This window comes from Amycolatopsis sp. cg5 (assembly GCF_041346955.1).
Classification (GTDB): Bacteria; Actinomycetota; Actinomycetes; order Mycobacteriales; family Pseudonocardiaceae; genus Amycolatopsis.
In genome coordinates this window covers 9,348,775-9,364,880 of the sequence record NZ_CP166849.1, presented here as the reverse complement: position 1 = coordinate 9,364,880, position 16,106 = coordinate 9,348,775, and the positions used below count along the sequence as shown (strand labels likewise).

Genomic DNA, 16,106 nt, shown 5'->3' with positions numbered 1-16,106 from the left:
CGCCGAGTTCGAAACCCAGCGCCGCCGAGGAAGTTTCCTCGGCGGCGTTTTTCTTACCCGGGCGAGCGTCCCTCGGGCGAGTGAGATTTTCGATCGCCTGTCAGCGTTCAGCGATTTCACGTGGTGGCGGCGGCGAACAGCTTTCATCATGGTTTTCCGCCGGTTTTCTAGCGCTTGGAGTCGCCAGGGTGAAAAGAGCACTCGCCGTCTTGGCGGCCGGGGCGCTTGTCGCGGGCTCGGTCACGGCGGCCGTCGCCGCACCGCCGGTCATCCCCGCCGGGTGCGCGGGCCCCGGCAACATCGCGCCGAACCCGAGCGTGGAACAGATGGCAGGCGGCGGGAAGACCGCGCCGACCGGCTATACGTTCACCGGCGCGGCGCCCGTCCCGAACGGCACCCCGAGCAGCAAGGTCCCCAAGCTCTACACCGATGGCACCTACGCGTCCGACGGCGGGAACTACGCGCTGATCCAGACGCCGGACCGGATGCTCAGCAGTGCGTACCAGGCACAGAAATTCGTGCCAGGCGGTGTCTACACCCTCACCGACTTCACCGGAACGCACACGGAGAACCTCTCGCGTGCCGGTGACAACCAGTTCACCGGGCTGCGTTTCTACAACGCGGCGAACAAGGTCGTGCTGGAAAACAAGCTCAAGGTCACGCACGACGTGAACACCGACCGGAAAGTCGCCCGCCAGGATTTCCCGGCGTCGACCGCACCCGACTCGGCGACTTCGGTGAAGTTCTTCGCCGAAACGAACTACAACTGGGTCAAATGGGACTGCGTTTATCTGCAGCTCGCCGCCTACTCGGTGAAGAAGGAGGTGCAGGACCCGGCAACCGGCGCCTGGGGACCGAAAGCCACCATCACCGCGGGGCAGACCGCCAAATACCGCATCACGGTGACCAACGAGGGCAGCGTCGGCCTGAAGAACCTCAAGGTCGCCGACCCGTGGTGCGCGACGCAGCCGTCGCCGATCGCGACGCTGGACGGCGGCAAGAACCAGGTCATCGCCTGCGATCACCCGAACGTCACCATCGACGACGACGGCCACGTCAACACCGTCACCGTGTCCGGGGTGACCTCGGCCAACGGTGACAAGCTCGGTGACAAGACGGCCACCGCGACGATCATCGTCAAGACGCCGCCCGCCATCGACAAGGTCGGCGACTTCGTCTGGGCCGACACCAACCGCAACGGCCTGCAGGACTCCGGCGAGGCCGGGGTGCCGGGCGTCAAGGTCACACTCAAGGACAGCGCGGGCAAGGACGTCGGCACGCCCAAGACCACCGACGCGCAGGGCAAGTACCTCTTCGACAAGCTGCCGGACGGCGACTACACCGTCTGCTTCGACGTGGCGAACCTCCCGAACGCCGTCAGCGCCTACAAGCCGACGAAGAAGGACGCGGGCGACGACGCGAAGGACTCCGACGCCGGTGCCGACGGCTGCACGGCGAAGACCACGCTCAACGCCGACAAGCGCGAGGACATGACGCTCGACCTCGGGCTCATGCCGCCGGTCAACCGGCTCGGCGACCTCGTGTGGGCCGACACCAACAGGAACGGTCTCCAGGACGCCGGCGAGCCCGGTGTCCAGGGGATCAAGGTGACGCTCAAAGGCGCCGCCACCGCTACGACCACCACGGGCGCGGACGGCAAGTACCTCTTCGACGAGCTCAACGACGGCACCTATCAGGTCTGCTTCGACCTGGCGGGCCTCCCGGCGCAGTACGCGGGCTACAAGGTGACCAAAAAGGACAGTGGAGACGACGCCAAGGACTCCGACGCCGGGCCCGACGGTTGCACCGCGAACACCACACTCGGCAGCGGTAAGCGCGAGGACCTGACCGTCGACGCGGGCATCCAGCCGTCCAAGTAGCGGTTAACCGCGACAAAGCGGGCTTTCCTCCACACTTGGCACGTGGAGGAGAGCCCGCTTTTCGATGTCATCGAGACCCCGCTCGGCGTGGTCGGCTTCTCGTGCCGCTTCGGCGGCGGGAACGCGCAGGTGAAACTGCGTGTCGCGCCGATCGAGCCGGACGTTCCCGCGGACTTCCCGCCGGTGACGCTGTGGGCCGCGGCGTGGCACATCGTCGCCGAGGAGCCGGTGCCGGAAGTGACGCTGACGGCCGCGTTGACCGGCATTCCCGAGGACGCCGTCGGTGACATCGACAGCGGAGAACGGCTGGAGGCGGTCACCTTCCAGACCGCCGACGTCGCCGTCACGCTCGGCGGGCCGGACTACGAGCTCGTGCACGCCTACGCAGCGTCACGTGACTACCTGCCGAGCCGATGGGTGGACGAGCTCGACGAGTTCCCCGTCGAAATCGCGGAGCCTGCCAGGCTGATCTGGCGACTACCTGGGCTCAAGCCCGGCGAATCGGTCAAACTCGCCGTCGCGGTCGCCTGGGGTGAGCCGTCCGAGTACTCCGTGAGCTCGTACGCGGTGGACTCCGCGGTCGACAGATCGGCCGATTCCGTCTACCGGCAGCTGGCCCCCTAGCGGACCAGCCCCATGGGTGAACGACAATGCGTGACCATGCACTCCAGCGCGACGGTCGACCCGGTCGTGCCGATCGAGGAGGACACGCCGCCGGACCATCGGTGGTGGACCGCGGCCGGCACCGTACTGGTGCTCGTGCTGTTCGCGATCTTCGCGTGGCGGCAGCGCTGGATGAGCGACGACGGCCTGATCGTGCTGCGCACGGTCCGTCAGCTCTGGGAGGGCAACGGGCCGGTCTTCAACGCGGGTGAGCGGGTCGAGGTGAACACCAGTCCACTGTGGACCTTCGTGCTCGCGGTGGTCGGCCTGCTGCCGTTCCGGCTCGAGTGGATCTCGGTCGTCACCGGTCTCGTCTTCTCGCTGGCCGGTCTGTTCCTGGCCATGGACGGCGCGCGCAAGCTCTACCGCCCTGCCGGGTTCACGGCGATGGCGCCCGCAGGCGCGCTGGTCGTGCTGGTGCTACCGCCGTTCCATGACTTCGCCACGTCCGGGCTGGAAACCGGGCTGATCTCGCTGTGGCTCGGCGGCTGCTGGTGGCTGCTCGTGCGTGCCGGTTACGACCGCGACGACCTGCTCCGGGTGTGGCCGACCGCGCTGGTGATCGGGCTCGGCCCGCTGGTCCGCCCCGACCTGGCGTTGTTCAGCGCGGCGGCGTTCGGCGCGCTGCTGGTGCTCTGCTGGCGCGGGTGGAAGACGACCGGCGGCTGGCTGCTGGCGGCGGGCGTGTTGCCCGTCGTCTACCAGATCTTCCGTATGGGCTACTACGGGCTCGTCACGCCGAACACGGCCGTCGCCAAGGAAGCCTCCGCCGCCCAGTGGGACCGCGGCTGGACGTACTTCCTCGACCTGACCAGCCCATACGCGCTCTGGGTCCCGGTGCTGCTGGCCACGCTGTCCCTCGGCTTGTTCGGCAAGGTCGCCAAGCCGGGCCGCCGGTTCGCGGTGTTGGTCGCCGTGCCGGTGCTCGCCTCGGCCGGGCTCGCGCTCTACGTCACCCGCGTCGGCGGCGACTTCATGCACGGCCGGATGCTGCTGCCCGCGTTGTTCTGCCTCCTGCTGCCGGTGATGGTGTTCCCGCTGACCCGCTGGACGGTGTCGCCGCTGATCGGCGTGCTCGCCTGGGCGGTCGTCGCGGGCACGTCGCTGCGGGTGCCGTACTTCAACCACCCGGCGGCGGCCGCGATCACCGACGAGCGCGGCTACTGGACGTGGGCCACCGGCGTCGAACATCCCGTGCTCGCCGAGGACTACTCGGCCTACCCCGGCATGCCCGCGCAACTCCAGGCATTCCGCGAAGCCCGAGGCCCCGAGGTGCTTGTCCGCACCGGCTCCGGCTGGCGCGGCTACCCGACGATCCGGCCGCACACCACGATCGCCCCGGACTCGATGGGCGCGCTCGGCCTGCTCGTCCCGCTCGACGTGTGGATCCACGACGAGTACGGCCTCGCCTCGGTGCTCGGTTCGCATTCGTCGGTGGTCAACTCCGGCCGCAGCGGCCACGAGAAACGGCTGCCGTCGGTCTGGGACCTGGGCGACTCGGCCTCCGGCGGCCTCGACAGCGCAGGTCAGGCGAGCGCGTTCAGCCCATCGCAGATCGAAGCCGCCCGCGACGCACTCCGCTGCCCCGACCTCGCCGAGCTGCTCGATTCGGTCCGCGCGCCGCTGACGTTCGACCGGTTCATGACCAACCTGACCGGCTCGTTCAGCCGAGGCGGCATCCGCTTCGACCGGGACCCGGTGCAAGCCCGCAAATGCGGATCTACCCCCCTCCCGTCGCCCACCGCCACCCTCAACTGAGGCGCTGCGCGCCGCTGTAACTTCTGGCCATGACTTCGGATCTCCCGCTCGCACTGGTCACCGGCGCCTCCCGCGGCATCGGCGCGGCAGTCGCCCACCAGCTCGAACCCACCCACCGCGTCCTGCTCGGCGGCCGCGACGCCGCCGCGCTCGCCACCGTCGCCGACGGACTCCCCGGCGTCACCCCGTGGCAGGTCGACCTCACCGACTTCGACGCACTCGCCGCCCGCGCCGCGGAGATCACCTCACTCGACGTCCTGGTGCACTCCGCGGGCGTCGCCGACCTGGGCACCATCGAATCGGTGGGCGTCTCGGCCTGGCGCAGGAACTTCGAGGTCAACACCCTCGCGGTCGTCGAACTGACCCGCCTGCTCCTGCCCGCACTGCGCGCCGCCCGCGGCCACGTCGTCATCATCAACTCAGGCGCGGGCCTCAACGCCCGCGCGGGCTGGGCCCCCTACGCCGCCAGCAAATTCGCGGTCCGCGCCTTCGCCGACGCACTCCGCGCCGAAGAAGAAACCCTCCGCGTCACCTCGATCTACCCCGGCCGCACCGACACCGAGATGCAGCAGGCCATCGTCGCCGACGAAGGCTTCGACTACGACCCGTCCCGCTACCTGCGCCCCGACTCGGTCGCCACCGCGGTCCTCACCGCCGTCTCCGCCTCACGCGACGCCCACCTCACCGACCTGACCCTGCGCCCCGGCCCCGCCTGACCTGGGTAAAAAAATCCCAATGCGTCTTTCGGTCCTTGATAGGTGCCGAAAGACGCATTGGGGACCTGCTACGGACCTAACGACGCATTCGGCAGCTGGCAGGTGCCGAAGGACGCATTGGGATTTTTTAGGCCGACCGAAGCCTCGCCGACAGGGCCTGAGCGTCGGCCTGGATCTTGGCCCGGTCGACGCGGGTCGACTCGCCGTCGGCGACGACCTGGTCGCCTGCGACCCAGACGTCGCGGACGTTGCGCGAGCCCGAGGCCCAGACCAGGTTCGAGATCAGCTGCTCGTCCGGCACGTCGAGGCCCGCGAAGAAGGCGGGGCCGTCGGTGCCGATGTGGACCATGTCGGCCCAGCGGCCCGCTTCGAGCACGCCGATGTCGTCGCGGCCGAGCGCGTTGGCGCCGCCGCGGGTGGCGAGCAGGAAGGAGTCGGCGGCGGTGAGGATGGTCGAGTCCTGCTTGACCAGGCGCTGGAACATGGGCGCCAGCTGCATCTCTTCCCAGAGGTCGAGGTCGTCGTTGGACGCCGGGCCGTCGGTGCCGAGTCCGACGTGCACGCCCGCATTGCGCAGGTCGACGAGCCTTGAGAAGCCCGAGGCGAGCTTGGCGTTCGAGCCGGGGCAGTGGCCGACGCCGGTGCCGTACTTGGCGAACAGCGCGATGTCCTCGTCGGACAGGTGGATCGCGTGCGCGGCGACGACGCGGCCGGCGAGCATGCCGACCTTCTCCAGCAGCAGCGGCACCGAGCCGTGCTCCTTGCGGACGTGCTCGTCCTCGTTCGCGGCCTCGGCGACGTGAATCTGCACCAAGGCGCCACGCGCGTTGGCCGACTCGGCGGTCAGGCGCAGCGCCTCTTCGCCCAGCGTGTACGCCGAGTGCGGGCCGTAGGTGAGCTCGACGCGGTCGCCGGCGCCGAAGCGGAGGCCGTCGGCGTCGATCCAGGCGTCGATGCCGGCGAGCTGGGCACGCCAGTCCATGCCGGGGATGTCCATCACCGGCGGGCCGATCAGGACGCGGCTGCCGGTGGTCAGCGCGGCGTCGGCGATCTGCTCGCCCTCGAAGTACATCTCGGCGCTGGTGGTGACGCCGTGGCGCAGCATCTCGACGGAGCCGAGCAGCATGCCGGTCCTGACGTCCGACGGCACCAGCTTGGCCTCGACCGGCCAGATGATCTCCTGCAGCCAGCGCAGCAGCGGCAGGTCGCCGCCCATGCCGCGCAGCAGCGCCATCGGGCTGTGCGCGTGCGTGTTGATCAGGCCCGGCGTGAGGATGCCGCTGAGCTGGACGACTTCGGCGCCCGCCGCGTCGGGTGCGTCCGCGGCGGTGCCGACGTAGGAGATCCGGCCATCGTCGTCGACGTCCACCACCGCATCGCGCAGGAGCGAACAGGACGGGTCGGCGGGCAGGACAACGGGAGCTCGGAATCGACGTGACATGGCTCCGAGCTTAGTCAGTCCATGACCCCCGACTGCCACGCCCAAGCTGCTATCTCCACCCGATTTCGAGCGTTTATCTTGCCCTGGACGGCGGCCAGGTGCGTCTTCACCGTCGACAGTGACATGAACAACTCGGTGCCGATCTCGGTGTTCGTCAGCCCGCGTGCGGCCGCTTTCACCACGTCCAGCTCGCGCGCGGTCAGCGGCTCGCTCGGCGGCGCGACGTCACGTTTGGTCTGCCCGCCGTCGAAGTGCTTGAGCAGCCGCACGGTGACCTGCGGCGACACCAGCGCGTCGCCGCGCTCGGCCGCGCGGACGGCTTCGATCAGCAGCGCGGGCCCGGCGTCCTTGAGCAGGAAGCCGCTCGCGCCGTTGCGCAACGCCTTGTGGACGTACTCGTCGAGGTCGAAGGTCGTCACCACGACCACCTTCAGCGGGTCGGTGACGTCCGGCCCGGCCAGCTGCCTGGTGACTTCGAGGCCGTCGAGACCCGGCATGCGGATGTCGAGCAGGCACACGTCCGGCCGCAGCTCACGGGCCTTGGCGACGGCGGAGATGCCGTCCGGCACGTCGGCGACGACCTCGATGTCGTCCTGCGCGGACAGAATCATGCGGAACCCCATCCGCACCATTTCCTGATCGTCCGCGATCAGCACCCGGATGGTCACTCTTCTCCTTCAAGCGGTAGCCACACTTCAACGCTCCAGCCGCCGAGCGGCCCCGGCCCGGCGACGAGTTCGCCGTGCAGCAGCTCGACGCGCTCGCGCATGCCGATCAAACCGTAGCCGCCGGAACCGCCCGCGGGCCGCTGGTTGGTGCCGTGTCCGTCGTCGGTGATCCGCAGATACAGCTTTCCGTTGGTGATCTCGGCGACCACGGTCGCCAGCTCGGCTCCGTTGGCGTGCTTGCCGACGTTCGTCAGCGACTCCTGCACCAGCCGCAGCGCCGAGCGCCCGACCTCCTGCGGCAGCTGCCGGTCGATGCGCAGGTCCAGCCTGGTCGGCACGCCGTGATTGGACGACTCGACCAGGTTCCGCAGGTCGGCGGCCAGGTCGGTGGTGGCCTGCTCGGTGTAGTCGGTGCTGCCGGTCGGCGCGTCGCCGCGCATGCTGCGCACGAGCCGCCGCATCGCCGCGAGCGCCTCGGTGCCCGCGTTCTCAATGCGGTCCAGCGTCTCCAGCGCGACCTGCGGGTTCTGCGCGCCGACCATCTTCGCGGCCTGCGCCTGCACGACGATCCCGGTCACGTGGTGCGCGACGACGTCGTGCAGCTCGCGCGCCAGCGCCATCCGCTCGGAGGTCTGCGCGTCGGTGACCGCGGACTTGACCACCTGCTTGCGCTCGGAGTCCCGCGACTTCAGGAACAACCCGACGGCCACCGCGATACCGAGCAGCAGCACCGCCATGACCGCGTACGGCTGCAGCCGCTCCGGGTCGAGCAGCCGTCGCCAGCTCCGGTTCCACGGGGAGGCGTTGAGGATCACCGCGCCTGCCACCACCGTGCTCAGCAGCCCGATGCAGAGCCACGCGCCGCGCTGCGGTGCGTACCGGATCAGGAAGACCACGGCGATCAGCCCGGCGGCGACCTGGGTGATCGGCACCCCGGACTGGATCGGGTAGCCACTGCCGAGCTGGAGGAACGGCGTCGAGATCGCGGAAAGGCCCATGACCACGGCCAGCCCGACGGACGCGCGGATGGGAAACCGCGTCGTGTAGAGCGCCGCCAGCGCCGCCGCGATCGAGCACATGATGATCGGCAGCGTGCGCAGTCCGCCGCCGTCGAACCCGGCCGCGAGCTCGAAGAACAGCATCAGCGACAAGACGCCGATGATCGGCCAGTGCTCACGCGCGAGCGTCGCGACCGAATCCGGGTCACGGGGCTTCAGCACCGCGGCAGGCTGCTCCTCCGTGCGGCCCTGGAACCCGATGATCACGGAAAGCCCGAGCAGCAGCGCGCCGAACACGGCCGATTCCAGGAGGTGGCCAGGCGTCAGGTTGCTGTCGCGGCCGAACACCGCCATCAGGCAGGCGACCACCAACGAGCTCACCATGGCGAAGGCCTGGCCGGGCTTGAGGCGCCGCACCGCGTAGAACACCAGCTCGCAGCCCGCGACGCTTTCCGCGAACGAGATGTTCGCCAGCAAGGTGGTGTAGAGCGGGGCGTGGTTGTACCGGATGAGCACCGTCGAGATCACCAGCACCGCGGCGCCGGCGAACGCGGCGGGCCCCGGCCGCAGCCGCGCCCACAGCGCGCACGCGGTCAAACCGAGAATGCCGGGCAGCGCCCACAGATCAGCGCCGCGCGGTCCGAGGTCGTCGAACGAAGCGGGCAGGATGATCGCGAGGTCGGTCAGCAGGGCGGCGACGAGCACGACCCCGGGCAGCCCCAGCCACCGTACGGCGTCGATCACACGTACGGTCAGGTCTTTTTCAGCCGGCACGTTGTGAAGGTAGTCGACTACTCCATTCGCGCACCTTGGCCGGACGGCTCGATCTGACTCGGCCGATCGGCCGATATCGGACAGCCGAGGCCTGGCCGTCTGCCCGAAGTGGACGGGTGCCGATCTTCGAGAGGCTTTCGCCAGTCAGTTTCCACACCAAGCGAGGAGAACGTGGTGGAGCCACAAAGTCCTTTTCGGACGGACAGTGCGTCGGTGCTCTCCGGACGCGGGCTGGTGAAGCGGTACGGCGACCAGCACGCGCTCGCCGGTATCGACATCGACATCGCGCCGGGTGACGCGGTCGCCATCGTCGGCCCGTCCGGCTCGGGCAAGACTTCACTGCTGCACGTGCTCGCGGGCATCATCAAGGCCGACGCGGGCGAGATCTACCTTGCCGGGCAACGGATCGACCAGCTCGGCGAGAAGAAGCGCAGCGAACTGCGGCGCAGCGAATTCGGCTTCGTCTTCCAGTCGGGCATGCTCGTTTCCGAACTGACGGCCGAAGAGAACGTCGCGCTGCCGAGGCTGCTCGGCGGAACCTCGCGCAAGGAAGCCATCTCCGGCGCCCGCGAGTGGCTCACCCGATTGGGGTTACAGGGCAAGGAAGGTCGTCGGCCAGGCGAGCTCTCCGGCGGTGAGGCGCAGCGCGTCGCCATCGCACGCGCGCTGACGCACCGGCCGAAGGTGATCTTCGCCGACGAGCCGACCGGCGCGCTCGACACCCGCACCGGCCGCGCCACCATGGACGCGCTGCTCGTCGCCGCCGCCGACTCCGGCGCCGCGGTCATCGTCGTCACGCACGACCGCGAGATCGCCGAGTCGATGCCGCGCACCGTCGCCATCAGGGACGGCCTGATCGCCACGAGGGTCGCGGCATGAATTCGTTCCAGCTCGCGATGCGCGTGCTGCGCGTCGACCGCCGCACCAGGACGTCCGCGATACTGACCGCGGTCGGCGTCGCGATCGCGACCGCGCTGGTGCTGCTGCTGGTGGCCCTCCCTTTCGCGACGAAGGCCCGCGACACCCGTGCGGTGTGGCAGGAGAAGGACTACAGCTCCCAGAACGCGGCCTCGCCGCAACTGCTGTTCGCGAAGAGCACGGACTACGTCAACGGCAAGAAGTTCGTCCGTGTGGACGTGGCGCTCAAAGACCCTTCGGCGCCTGTCGCCCTTCCTCCCGGTGTGCCGAAGTTCCCCGCGCCTGGCGAGACCATCGTTTCGCCGGGACTGGGCAGGCTGATCCACGACCTCCCGCTGTCCCAGCTGGGTGACCGGTTCGGCCCGCAGCTGGCGGGCTCGCTCGGTGACGACGCGCTGCGCTCGCCGGAACAGCTCGTCGCGCTCGTCGGGCACACGCCGGACACCATGCCGAAGGCGGCCAAGCCGGTCGGCGGTTTCAAGCAGGGCACGGCGTCGGCCGACCCGATGCTGACCCTGCTCGCGGGTGTCGGCGTGATCGTGCTGATGGTGCCGAGCCTGGTGCTGGTCGGCTCGTCGACGAGGCTGACGGCGGCCAGGCGTGAGAAGCGGCTCGCGGCCTTCCGGCTGGCGGGCGCCACGCCGGGCCAGGTGACCAAGATCGTCGCGGCCGAGATGGCGTTGTCCGCGGTCGGCGGCGCGGCGCTCGGGCTGCTGCTCAGTCCCGCGCTGCACGGACTCGCCACGTTCGTGCCGTGGGACGGCGGAACCTGGCAAGCGGACGACTTCACCCTGCCGATCGGGGTGACCGCCGCGCTGATCGCCGGTCTGGTCTCGCTGGTGCTGCTGGCCGCCGTGATCAGCATGCGCCGGGTGCTCTCGACACCGATCGGCGCGGCCGCGTCACACGCACGCAAACCGTTGCACTGGTGGCGTTTGCTCGCGCTGCCCGCGGCGGGCGCGGTCTTCTTGGCCGCCATCCTGATGGCCAAGGACGCGGACGGTCCGCAGTACATCTTCCTCGGTCTGGCCCTGCTGGTCGGTTCCGCCGCTTTGGTCGGTCCCTGGGTCACCTCCGGGGTCGGCGGGACGTTCGTGCGGATCTGGCGCAAACCGTCGAGCCTGCTCGCCGGCCGGCGGCTGCGTGACGATCCGAAGGGCGCGTATCGGGCATCCGCAGGGGTGGTGCTCGCCGTGTTCACGGGATCGATGGCGCTGACGTTGCTGCCGAGTTTCGAATCGCTGGCCGGCAGCAGCATGCCGTACCAGGACTCCGTGCTCTTCGTGCCGGTGGAGCCGGAGGAGGCCGCGCAGGTCGTCGAAAAGACCAACGCCTCGCTGGAGAAGTACGGCCAGCCCGAGCGTGCCGTCGTGGTGCCGACGGTGTTCGTGGCCACCGCTGACGGCACGAAGCGGTCGGCGCTGGTGATCGAGTGCGCCAAGATCGAGGAGATCACCCGGTTCAAGGTGACGGGTGGCTGTCCCGGTGTGCCCGCCTTGTTCAGCACCTATCCGACCAAGGCCGAGAACGCCAAGGTCTCGGGTGACTCGGAGAAGCAGGGCGTGCCGCTGACCGGCGTCGCGGCGGCCAAGACGATCGTGCCGACCGGTCAGCACATCTACACGTCGCTGATCATCGACCCGGCGCTGGTGCCGAAGGACGTGCCGGTCGGTCAGTATTCCGAGAGCAGCGTCGTGGTGCCGGGAACGGGTAACCGCGAGGTCGTCCGCACCGCGCTGGCAGGCGCCGCGGGCGGCAACCAGGTGGACAGCCGTGAGGGCAAGCTCGACCGGCAGCAGACCGAGCTCGACGATCTGCGCCGGGTGACCGTGATCGGCCTGATCGTGGCCGCGATGCTGGCGGGCGCCAGTGCCGCGGTGGCCACCGCGGGTTCGGTGATGGACCGCAGGCGCACCTTCGGCGCGCTCATCGCGGCGGGCACGCCCGTCAGCGTCCTGTCGCGGGCGTTGCGGATGGAGGCCGCGCTGCCCGCCATGGTCGCGACGATCGGCGCCGGGGTGATCGGCACGCTCGTCGGGGTCGGGCTGTTCAGCCTGGCCAATGAAGGACCGGTGGTGCTGAGCCCGTGGCTCGCCGCACCCATCGTGCTGGGCATCGGGGTCGCCCTGCTCGCCGCTTCGGTCTGCACGCCCGCGCTCAAGCGGGTCCGCGCGGAACCGCTGGCGGACGAGTAACCGCCGGGTCGCCTTCTCGTCGGGGGGAAGGCGACCGGGCCGCAGCGGGCTTCATCCCACCTGGGTAGTGGGGTGGAGCCCGCTACGTCTTTTCGAAGATCAGGTCGTGGCACTCGCGCCCTTCGTCGTGGGCGCGGTTCTCGAACTTGGTGATCGGGCGCCATTCGGGCCGCGGCGCCCAGCCGCCCGGCTCGTCGGGGTAGCGGTTGCGCAGCGCGGGCTCGCCGTTGGCCACCTCGAGCATCTGCTCGGCGTAGTGCTCCCAGTCGGTCGCCATGTGGACGGTGCCGCCCGGCGCGAGCCGCGAGGCGACCAGCGCGAGGAACTCGGGCTGGATCAGCCTGCGCTTGTGGTGCTTCTTCTTCGGCCACGGGTCGGGGAAGAAGATCCGCACGCCGGACAGGGAATCCGGCTCGACGTGGTTCGTCAGCAGCACGACGGCGTCGCCGTTGATCAGCCTGAGGTTTTCGACGCCGAGATTTTCCGCGCGCAACATCAACTGGCCGAGACCGGCTTCGTAGACTTCGGCGGCTACGTAATTGAGTTCCGGAGCGGCGGCCGCGAGCTGAGATGTCGTCTCGCCCATGCCGGACCCGATCTCCAGCAGCACTGGCGCTGTGCGGCCGAACCAGGCATCGAAATCGATGGGACCGGGTTCCAGGTCGCGGACCTTCCGGCCGAGACGCGGCCAGTGCTGCTCCCATGCGCGCTGCTGCCCGACGGTCATCCGGCCGCCGCGCTGCACATAGCTGACCACGCTGCGCAGGCGTGGCTGCCCTTCGTTCTTCACCCGACCAACCTAACGGCTGATCAGCGGACTGCTTCGAACTCCCCCAGCCGCGACCGGAGGCCACCGGGGCCACGGACCGCGATCGGTTGCGGGGTGCTGCCGCTGTGTGCCGGCAATACGTCGATCCAGCCGTCGTGCCGGTCGGTGTTCAACACGGTGGTCGGCACGGTGTGCCCCGACTTCCCGTTCTCGGACGGCATGAATTCCCAATAACCGGATTCACCGTCCGCGGCCCACGGCACGAATTCCCAGCCCGGCCGGTGGATCAGCAACTGCGAGATGCGGTCCTCGATGCGGAACCCGATTTCACGGGACTCCAGGCGGCCTTCGGCCACCGCGCGCAACCACCACGGCGCCGGCACCGGGCCCGCGCCCAGGCTCGACGCGCGGAAAAGCGCGATCACATGATCCTCGGGCGCGCGGTGCACCCAGGCGCGCCGGATTTCCGACGGCTTCGTCGCGGAAGACGCGACGCGGGGAAGTTCGATGGCTTGCGACCACTCGAGGCCGAGCATCGGCTCCAAGCGAGGGGCGGGAACAGCTCTCTCAACACCTTGGCCGGCATCCACCGTCAAAGGTCACCTCCGTAGTGGAAACTGTGACGGGACACTTTGAATAATGCCTGGTAGAAAGCTTGCCTGCCTGACCTGTGACTGATCGCACAGGCTTTTAACGTGGTCTTAATCCATCAGGGTGCGATAGGGGACACACTGTGTCGAGTTGATCTTTTTCAGACGTCTTTTCGCTTGTTCAAAAACACGCCGGCCGCGAAGATCGCCAGGCAGATGGCGGCGAAATAAGCGCCGTAGGCCACTGCATTCATTGGCAAGTTGCCAATACCCAATTGCGCGTTCGCCAGGTCGCTGCCGATGAACTGCTGCGCGGCGAAGAACGGCATCCACTTGTAGATCGCCGGGCCGACGGTCGGGATCAGCACGATCAGGCCTTCGAGCAACTGGGCCCACACCAGCACCACGGCGAGCGCGGCGGCCGTGTTGCGCAGCAGCAGGCCGACGCCGACGCCGAGCAGCCCGGTGAACGCGAAGATCAAGCCTTGGCCCGCGACGGCACGCCAGTCGGCCACCGTGTGCAGCGCGAGGTCGGCGTCCGGCTTCAGCAGCACGCCGACGAACCAGCAGCCGAAGCCGACCACCAGGCCGACGACCGCGCTCCACGCGGCGATGACCAGACCCTTGGCGAGCAACGCGGGCGTCCGGCTAGGCACGGCCTGGAAGGTCAGCCGCATGGTGCCCCAGTTGTACTCGCCCGCCGCCGCGATCACCGCGAGCACGAGCATGACCGTGCGCCCGAAGGACGCGGTGACCTGGGTGTTCGCCACCGTCGGCTGGATCTCCGGGCCGCCGAGGCCGAAGAACGCGACCGAGAAGCCGAGCGCGGCGACCACCGCGATGCCGGTGCAGACCCAGGGCGCCCTGGTGCTGGTGAGCTTGATGCGTTCCGCGGTCAGCGCGCTCATCGGGTGGCCTCCGTGGCGTGGTACTCGACGGCGTCGCCGGTCAGCTGCAGGAACGCCGTCTCCAGCGAGCCCTGTGCCGGGCTGAGTTCGTGCAGGGTGGCGCCAGCGCGGAAGGCGAGCTCGCCGATCGCGTCACTGTCCATATCGGACACCAGCAGCGCGCCGTCCTCCTCACGGAAGCTCGCGCCCGCCTCGGTCAGCGCCGTGCGCAGCTCAGGCAGCTGCGGGCTGCGCACGCGCACCCCGGTGCCGGTCGCGCGTGCGACGAACTCCTCGGTGGTGCCCTGGTAGATCAGCTTGCCCTTGCCGATCACCACCAGGTCCTGCGCGGTCTGCGCCATCTCCGGCAGCAGATGGCTGGACACGAAGATCGTCCGGCCCTCGGCGGCGAGCGCGTGCATCAGCTGCCGGATCCAGGCGATGCCCTCGGGGTCGAGCCCGTTGACCGGCTCGTCGAACAGCAGCACCCTCGGGTCACCCAGCAGAGCGCCCGCGATGCCGAGGCGCTGCAGCATGCCGAGCGAATACTGACCGGCCCGTTTCTTGGCGACCGAGGAGAGCCCGACCAGCGCGAGCACCTCGTCGACCCGCTTGACCGGCAGGTCGTTGGTCGCGGCCAGCCAGCGCAGATGGTCGCGCGCGGTGCGCCCCGGATGCCTGGCCGAGGCGTCGAGCAGCGCGCCGACCGTCCGCAATGGACGATCGAGTTCGCGGTACGGCCTGCCGTCGATCTCGACGTGGCCGTCGGTGGGCGCGTCGACCCCGAGGATCATCCGCATGGTGGTGGACTTGCCCGCCCCGTTCGGGCCCAGGAAGCCGGTCACCCGGCCGGGGCTCACCGTGAACGAGAGGTCGTCCACCGCGAGCACGTCGCCGTAGCGCTTGGTCAGCCTTGCCGCCTCGATCATCCGCAACCTCCGCCCCCATACTGCCAGCGGAAAACGGAAAAGGTCCGGGTCGCCCCCCGAACGGCGACCCGGACCTTTTTCCCCTACCCCACCCCCGGCGGCACTTCCCCAAGTGACCGCCGGGGTTTCCCCTGTGGTGTCTTACGCGTCGCGCTTCTTGGCGACGACGATCGAGATGGCCAGCAGCACCAGTCCGAACCCGGCGAAGTACGCCAGCGCCCAGCCGGGGCTCAGCGGCGAGTCCGACAGCGGCGGGCCCATGTCCCCACCCCGGCTGCCGTTCGACTCGCCGGTGCCGGTGAGGAACTTGTGCGCCACGTTGAACGGCATCCACTCGTGGATCTTGTTGCCGATCTTGGGGATCAGCGGGACCAGCTGCTCCACCGCGAGGTTGTAGATCAGCACCAGCGAGATGGCGCCTGCGCTGTGGCGGATCAGGATGCCGACCGACAGCGCGATCACCGCGGCGATGGCGTACACCACGCCGATGCCCGCGACGTTGATCCAGTCGGCCGTGCTGTTCAGCGCGAGGTCGGCCTCGGGCTTGAGCAGCTTGGCCAGTCCCCACGAGCCGAACCCGGCGAGCTCACCGATGACGAAGGCGAGTGCCCCGACGACGCCAGCCTTGGCGAGCAGCGCCGCGCCCCGGTGCGGCACCGCCTGGAACGTGGTCTTGATGGTGTTGAAGCGGTATTCGGTGGTGACGGCCAGCGCGGCGAGCACCACGATCACGGCCATACCGAAGGTGTAACCGAATTCGGCGCTGGACACGGTGACGAATTCGCCGACGTCCGAAGTGCCGGTGATCAGTGCGGAGAAGCCGATGGTGACGGCCAGCGCGGCCAGCGCGCACCACCACGGCGAGCGAGTGGTGAACAGCTTGATGCGTTCTACAGCGAGCAGAGTCATGAGTTCGTCTT

The 16,106-nt window shown here is 69.2% G+C and carries 14 protein-coding genes; 6 read left to right on the top strand and 8 right to left on the bottom strand.

The window, feature by feature from the left end; all coding sequences use genetic code 11:
- The first annotated feature begins 188 nt into the window (after positions 1 to 188).
- The 4 genes from AB5J62_RS42755 to AB5J62_RS42740 are packed head-to-tail and all read left to right on the top strand — an operon-like array spanning position 189 to position 5,017.
- The gene (locus AB5J62_RS42755) at positions 189 to 1,880 is read left to right on the top strand and encodes an SdrD B-like domain-containing protein (RefSeq protein WP_370945762.1); all 1,692 of its coding nucleotides are present in this window, start codon (positions 189 to 191) and stop codon (positions 1,878 to 1,880) included.
- A 42-nt stretch (positions 1,881 to 1,922) separates the two neighbouring features.
- The gene (locus tag AB5J62_RS42750) at positions 1,923 to 2,504 is read left to right on the top strand and encodes a hypothetical protein (RefSeq protein WP_370945761.1); all 582 of its coding nucleotides are present in this window, start codon (positions 1,923 to 1,925) and stop codon (positions 2,502 to 2,504) included.
- Positions 2,505 to 2,516: 12 nt separating this feature from the next.
- Positions 2,517 to 4,301, top strand: coding sequence for a hypothetical protein (locus AB5J62_RS42745; protein WP_370945760.1), 1,785 nt, complete (start codon positions 2,517 to 2,519; stop codon positions 4,299 to 4,301).
- Positions 4,302 to 4,330: 29 nt separating this feature from the next.
- Positions 4,331 to 5,017 (top strand): SDR family oxidoreductase, encoded by a 687-nt coding sequence (locus AB5J62_RS42740; RefSeq protein ID WP_370945759.1) that lies wholly within the window; start codon positions 4,331 to 4,333, stop codon positions 5,015 to 5,017.
- A 127-nt stretch (positions 5,018 to 5,144) separates the two neighbouring features.
- Here AB5J62_RS42740 and AB5J62_RS42735 read toward each other — a convergent pair whose 3' ends face one another.
- The 3 genes from AB5J62_RS42735 to AB5J62_RS42725 are packed head-to-tail and all read right to left on the bottom strand — an operon-like array spanning position 5,145 to position 8,898.
- On the bottom strand, positions 5,145 to 6,458 hold the full coding sequence (locus AB5J62_RS42735; RefSeq protein WP_370945758.1) for an amidohydrolase family protein: 1,314 nt from the start codon (positions 6,456 to 6,458) through the stop codon (positions 5,145 to 5,147).
- A 14-nt stretch (positions 6,459 to 6,472) separates the two neighbouring features.
- Entirely contained in the window at positions 6,473 to 7,126 is a 654-nt protein-coding gene (locus AB5J62_RS42730) for a response regulator (RefSeq protein ID WP_370945757.1), read from the bottom strand.
- Positions 7,123 to 8,898, bottom strand: coding sequence for a sensor histidine kinase (locus tag AB5J62_RS42725; RefSeq protein ID WP_370945756.1), 1,776 nt, complete (start codon positions 8,896 to 8,898; stop codon positions 7,123 to 7,125). The genes AB5J62_RS42730 and AB5J62_RS42725 overlap by 4 nt, the downstream gene beginning before the upstream one ends.
- A 213-nt stretch (positions 8,899 to 9,111) precedes the next feature.
- On the opposite strand from AB5J62_RS42725, the gene AB5J62_RS42720 reads away from it, so the two are divergent.
- A complete protein-coding gene (locus AB5J62_RS42720) occupies positions 9,112 to 9,777 on the top strand; it encodes an ABC transporter ATP-binding protein (RefSeq protein ID WP_370945755.1) in 666 nt (221 codons plus the stop codon).
- Positions 9,774 to 12,011, top strand: a complete 2,238-nt coding sequence (locus AB5J62_RS42715; RefSeq protein WP_370945754.1) for an FtsX-like permease family protein — start codon at positions 9,774 to 9,776, stop codon at positions 12,009 to 12,011. The genes AB5J62_RS42720 and AB5J62_RS42715 overlap by 4 nt, the downstream gene beginning before the upstream one ends.
- Positions 12,012 to 12,093: 82 nt before the next feature.
- Here AB5J62_RS42715 and trmB read toward each other — a convergent pair whose 3' ends face one another.
- From trmB to AB5J62_RS42690, 5 genes are all read right to left on the bottom strand, one after another.
- Positions 12,094 to 12,801, bottom strand: a complete 708-nt coding sequence (gene trmB / locus AB5J62_RS42710; protein WP_370945753.1) for a tRNA (guanosine(46)-N7)-methyltransferase TrmB — start codon at positions 12,799 to 12,801, stop codon at positions 12,094 to 12,096.
- A 20-nt stretch (positions 12,802 to 12,821) separates the two neighbouring features.
- Positions 12,822 to 13,316: a hypothetical protein gene (locus tag AB5J62_RS42705; protein ID WP_370945752.1), complete on the bottom strand. Its 495-nt coding sequence runs from the start codon at positions 13,314 to 13,316 to the stop codon at positions 12,822 to 12,824.
- A gap of 215 nt (positions 13,317 to 13,531) precedes the next feature.
- Positions 13,532 to 14,278 (bottom strand): hypothetical protein, encoded by a 747-nt coding sequence (locus tag AB5J62_RS42700; RefSeq protein WP_370945751.1) that lies wholly within the window; start codon positions 14,276 to 14,278, stop codon positions 13,532 to 13,534.
- Complete coding sequence (locus AB5J62_RS42695) at positions 14,275 to 15,186, bottom strand: ABC transporter ATP-binding protein (protein WP_370945750.1); 912 nt, start codon at positions 15,184 to 15,186, stop codon at positions 14,275 to 14,277. The genes AB5J62_RS42700 and AB5J62_RS42695 overlap by 4 nt, the downstream gene beginning before the upstream one ends.
- A gap of 141 nt (positions 15,187 to 15,327) precedes the next feature.
- Positions 15,328 to 16,095 (bottom strand): ABC transporter permease, encoded by a 768-nt coding sequence (locus AB5J62_RS42690; RefSeq protein WP_370945749.1) that lies wholly within the window; start codon positions 16,093 to 16,095, stop codon positions 15,328 to 15,330.
- Positions 16,096 to 16,106: the final 11 nt, after the last annotated feature.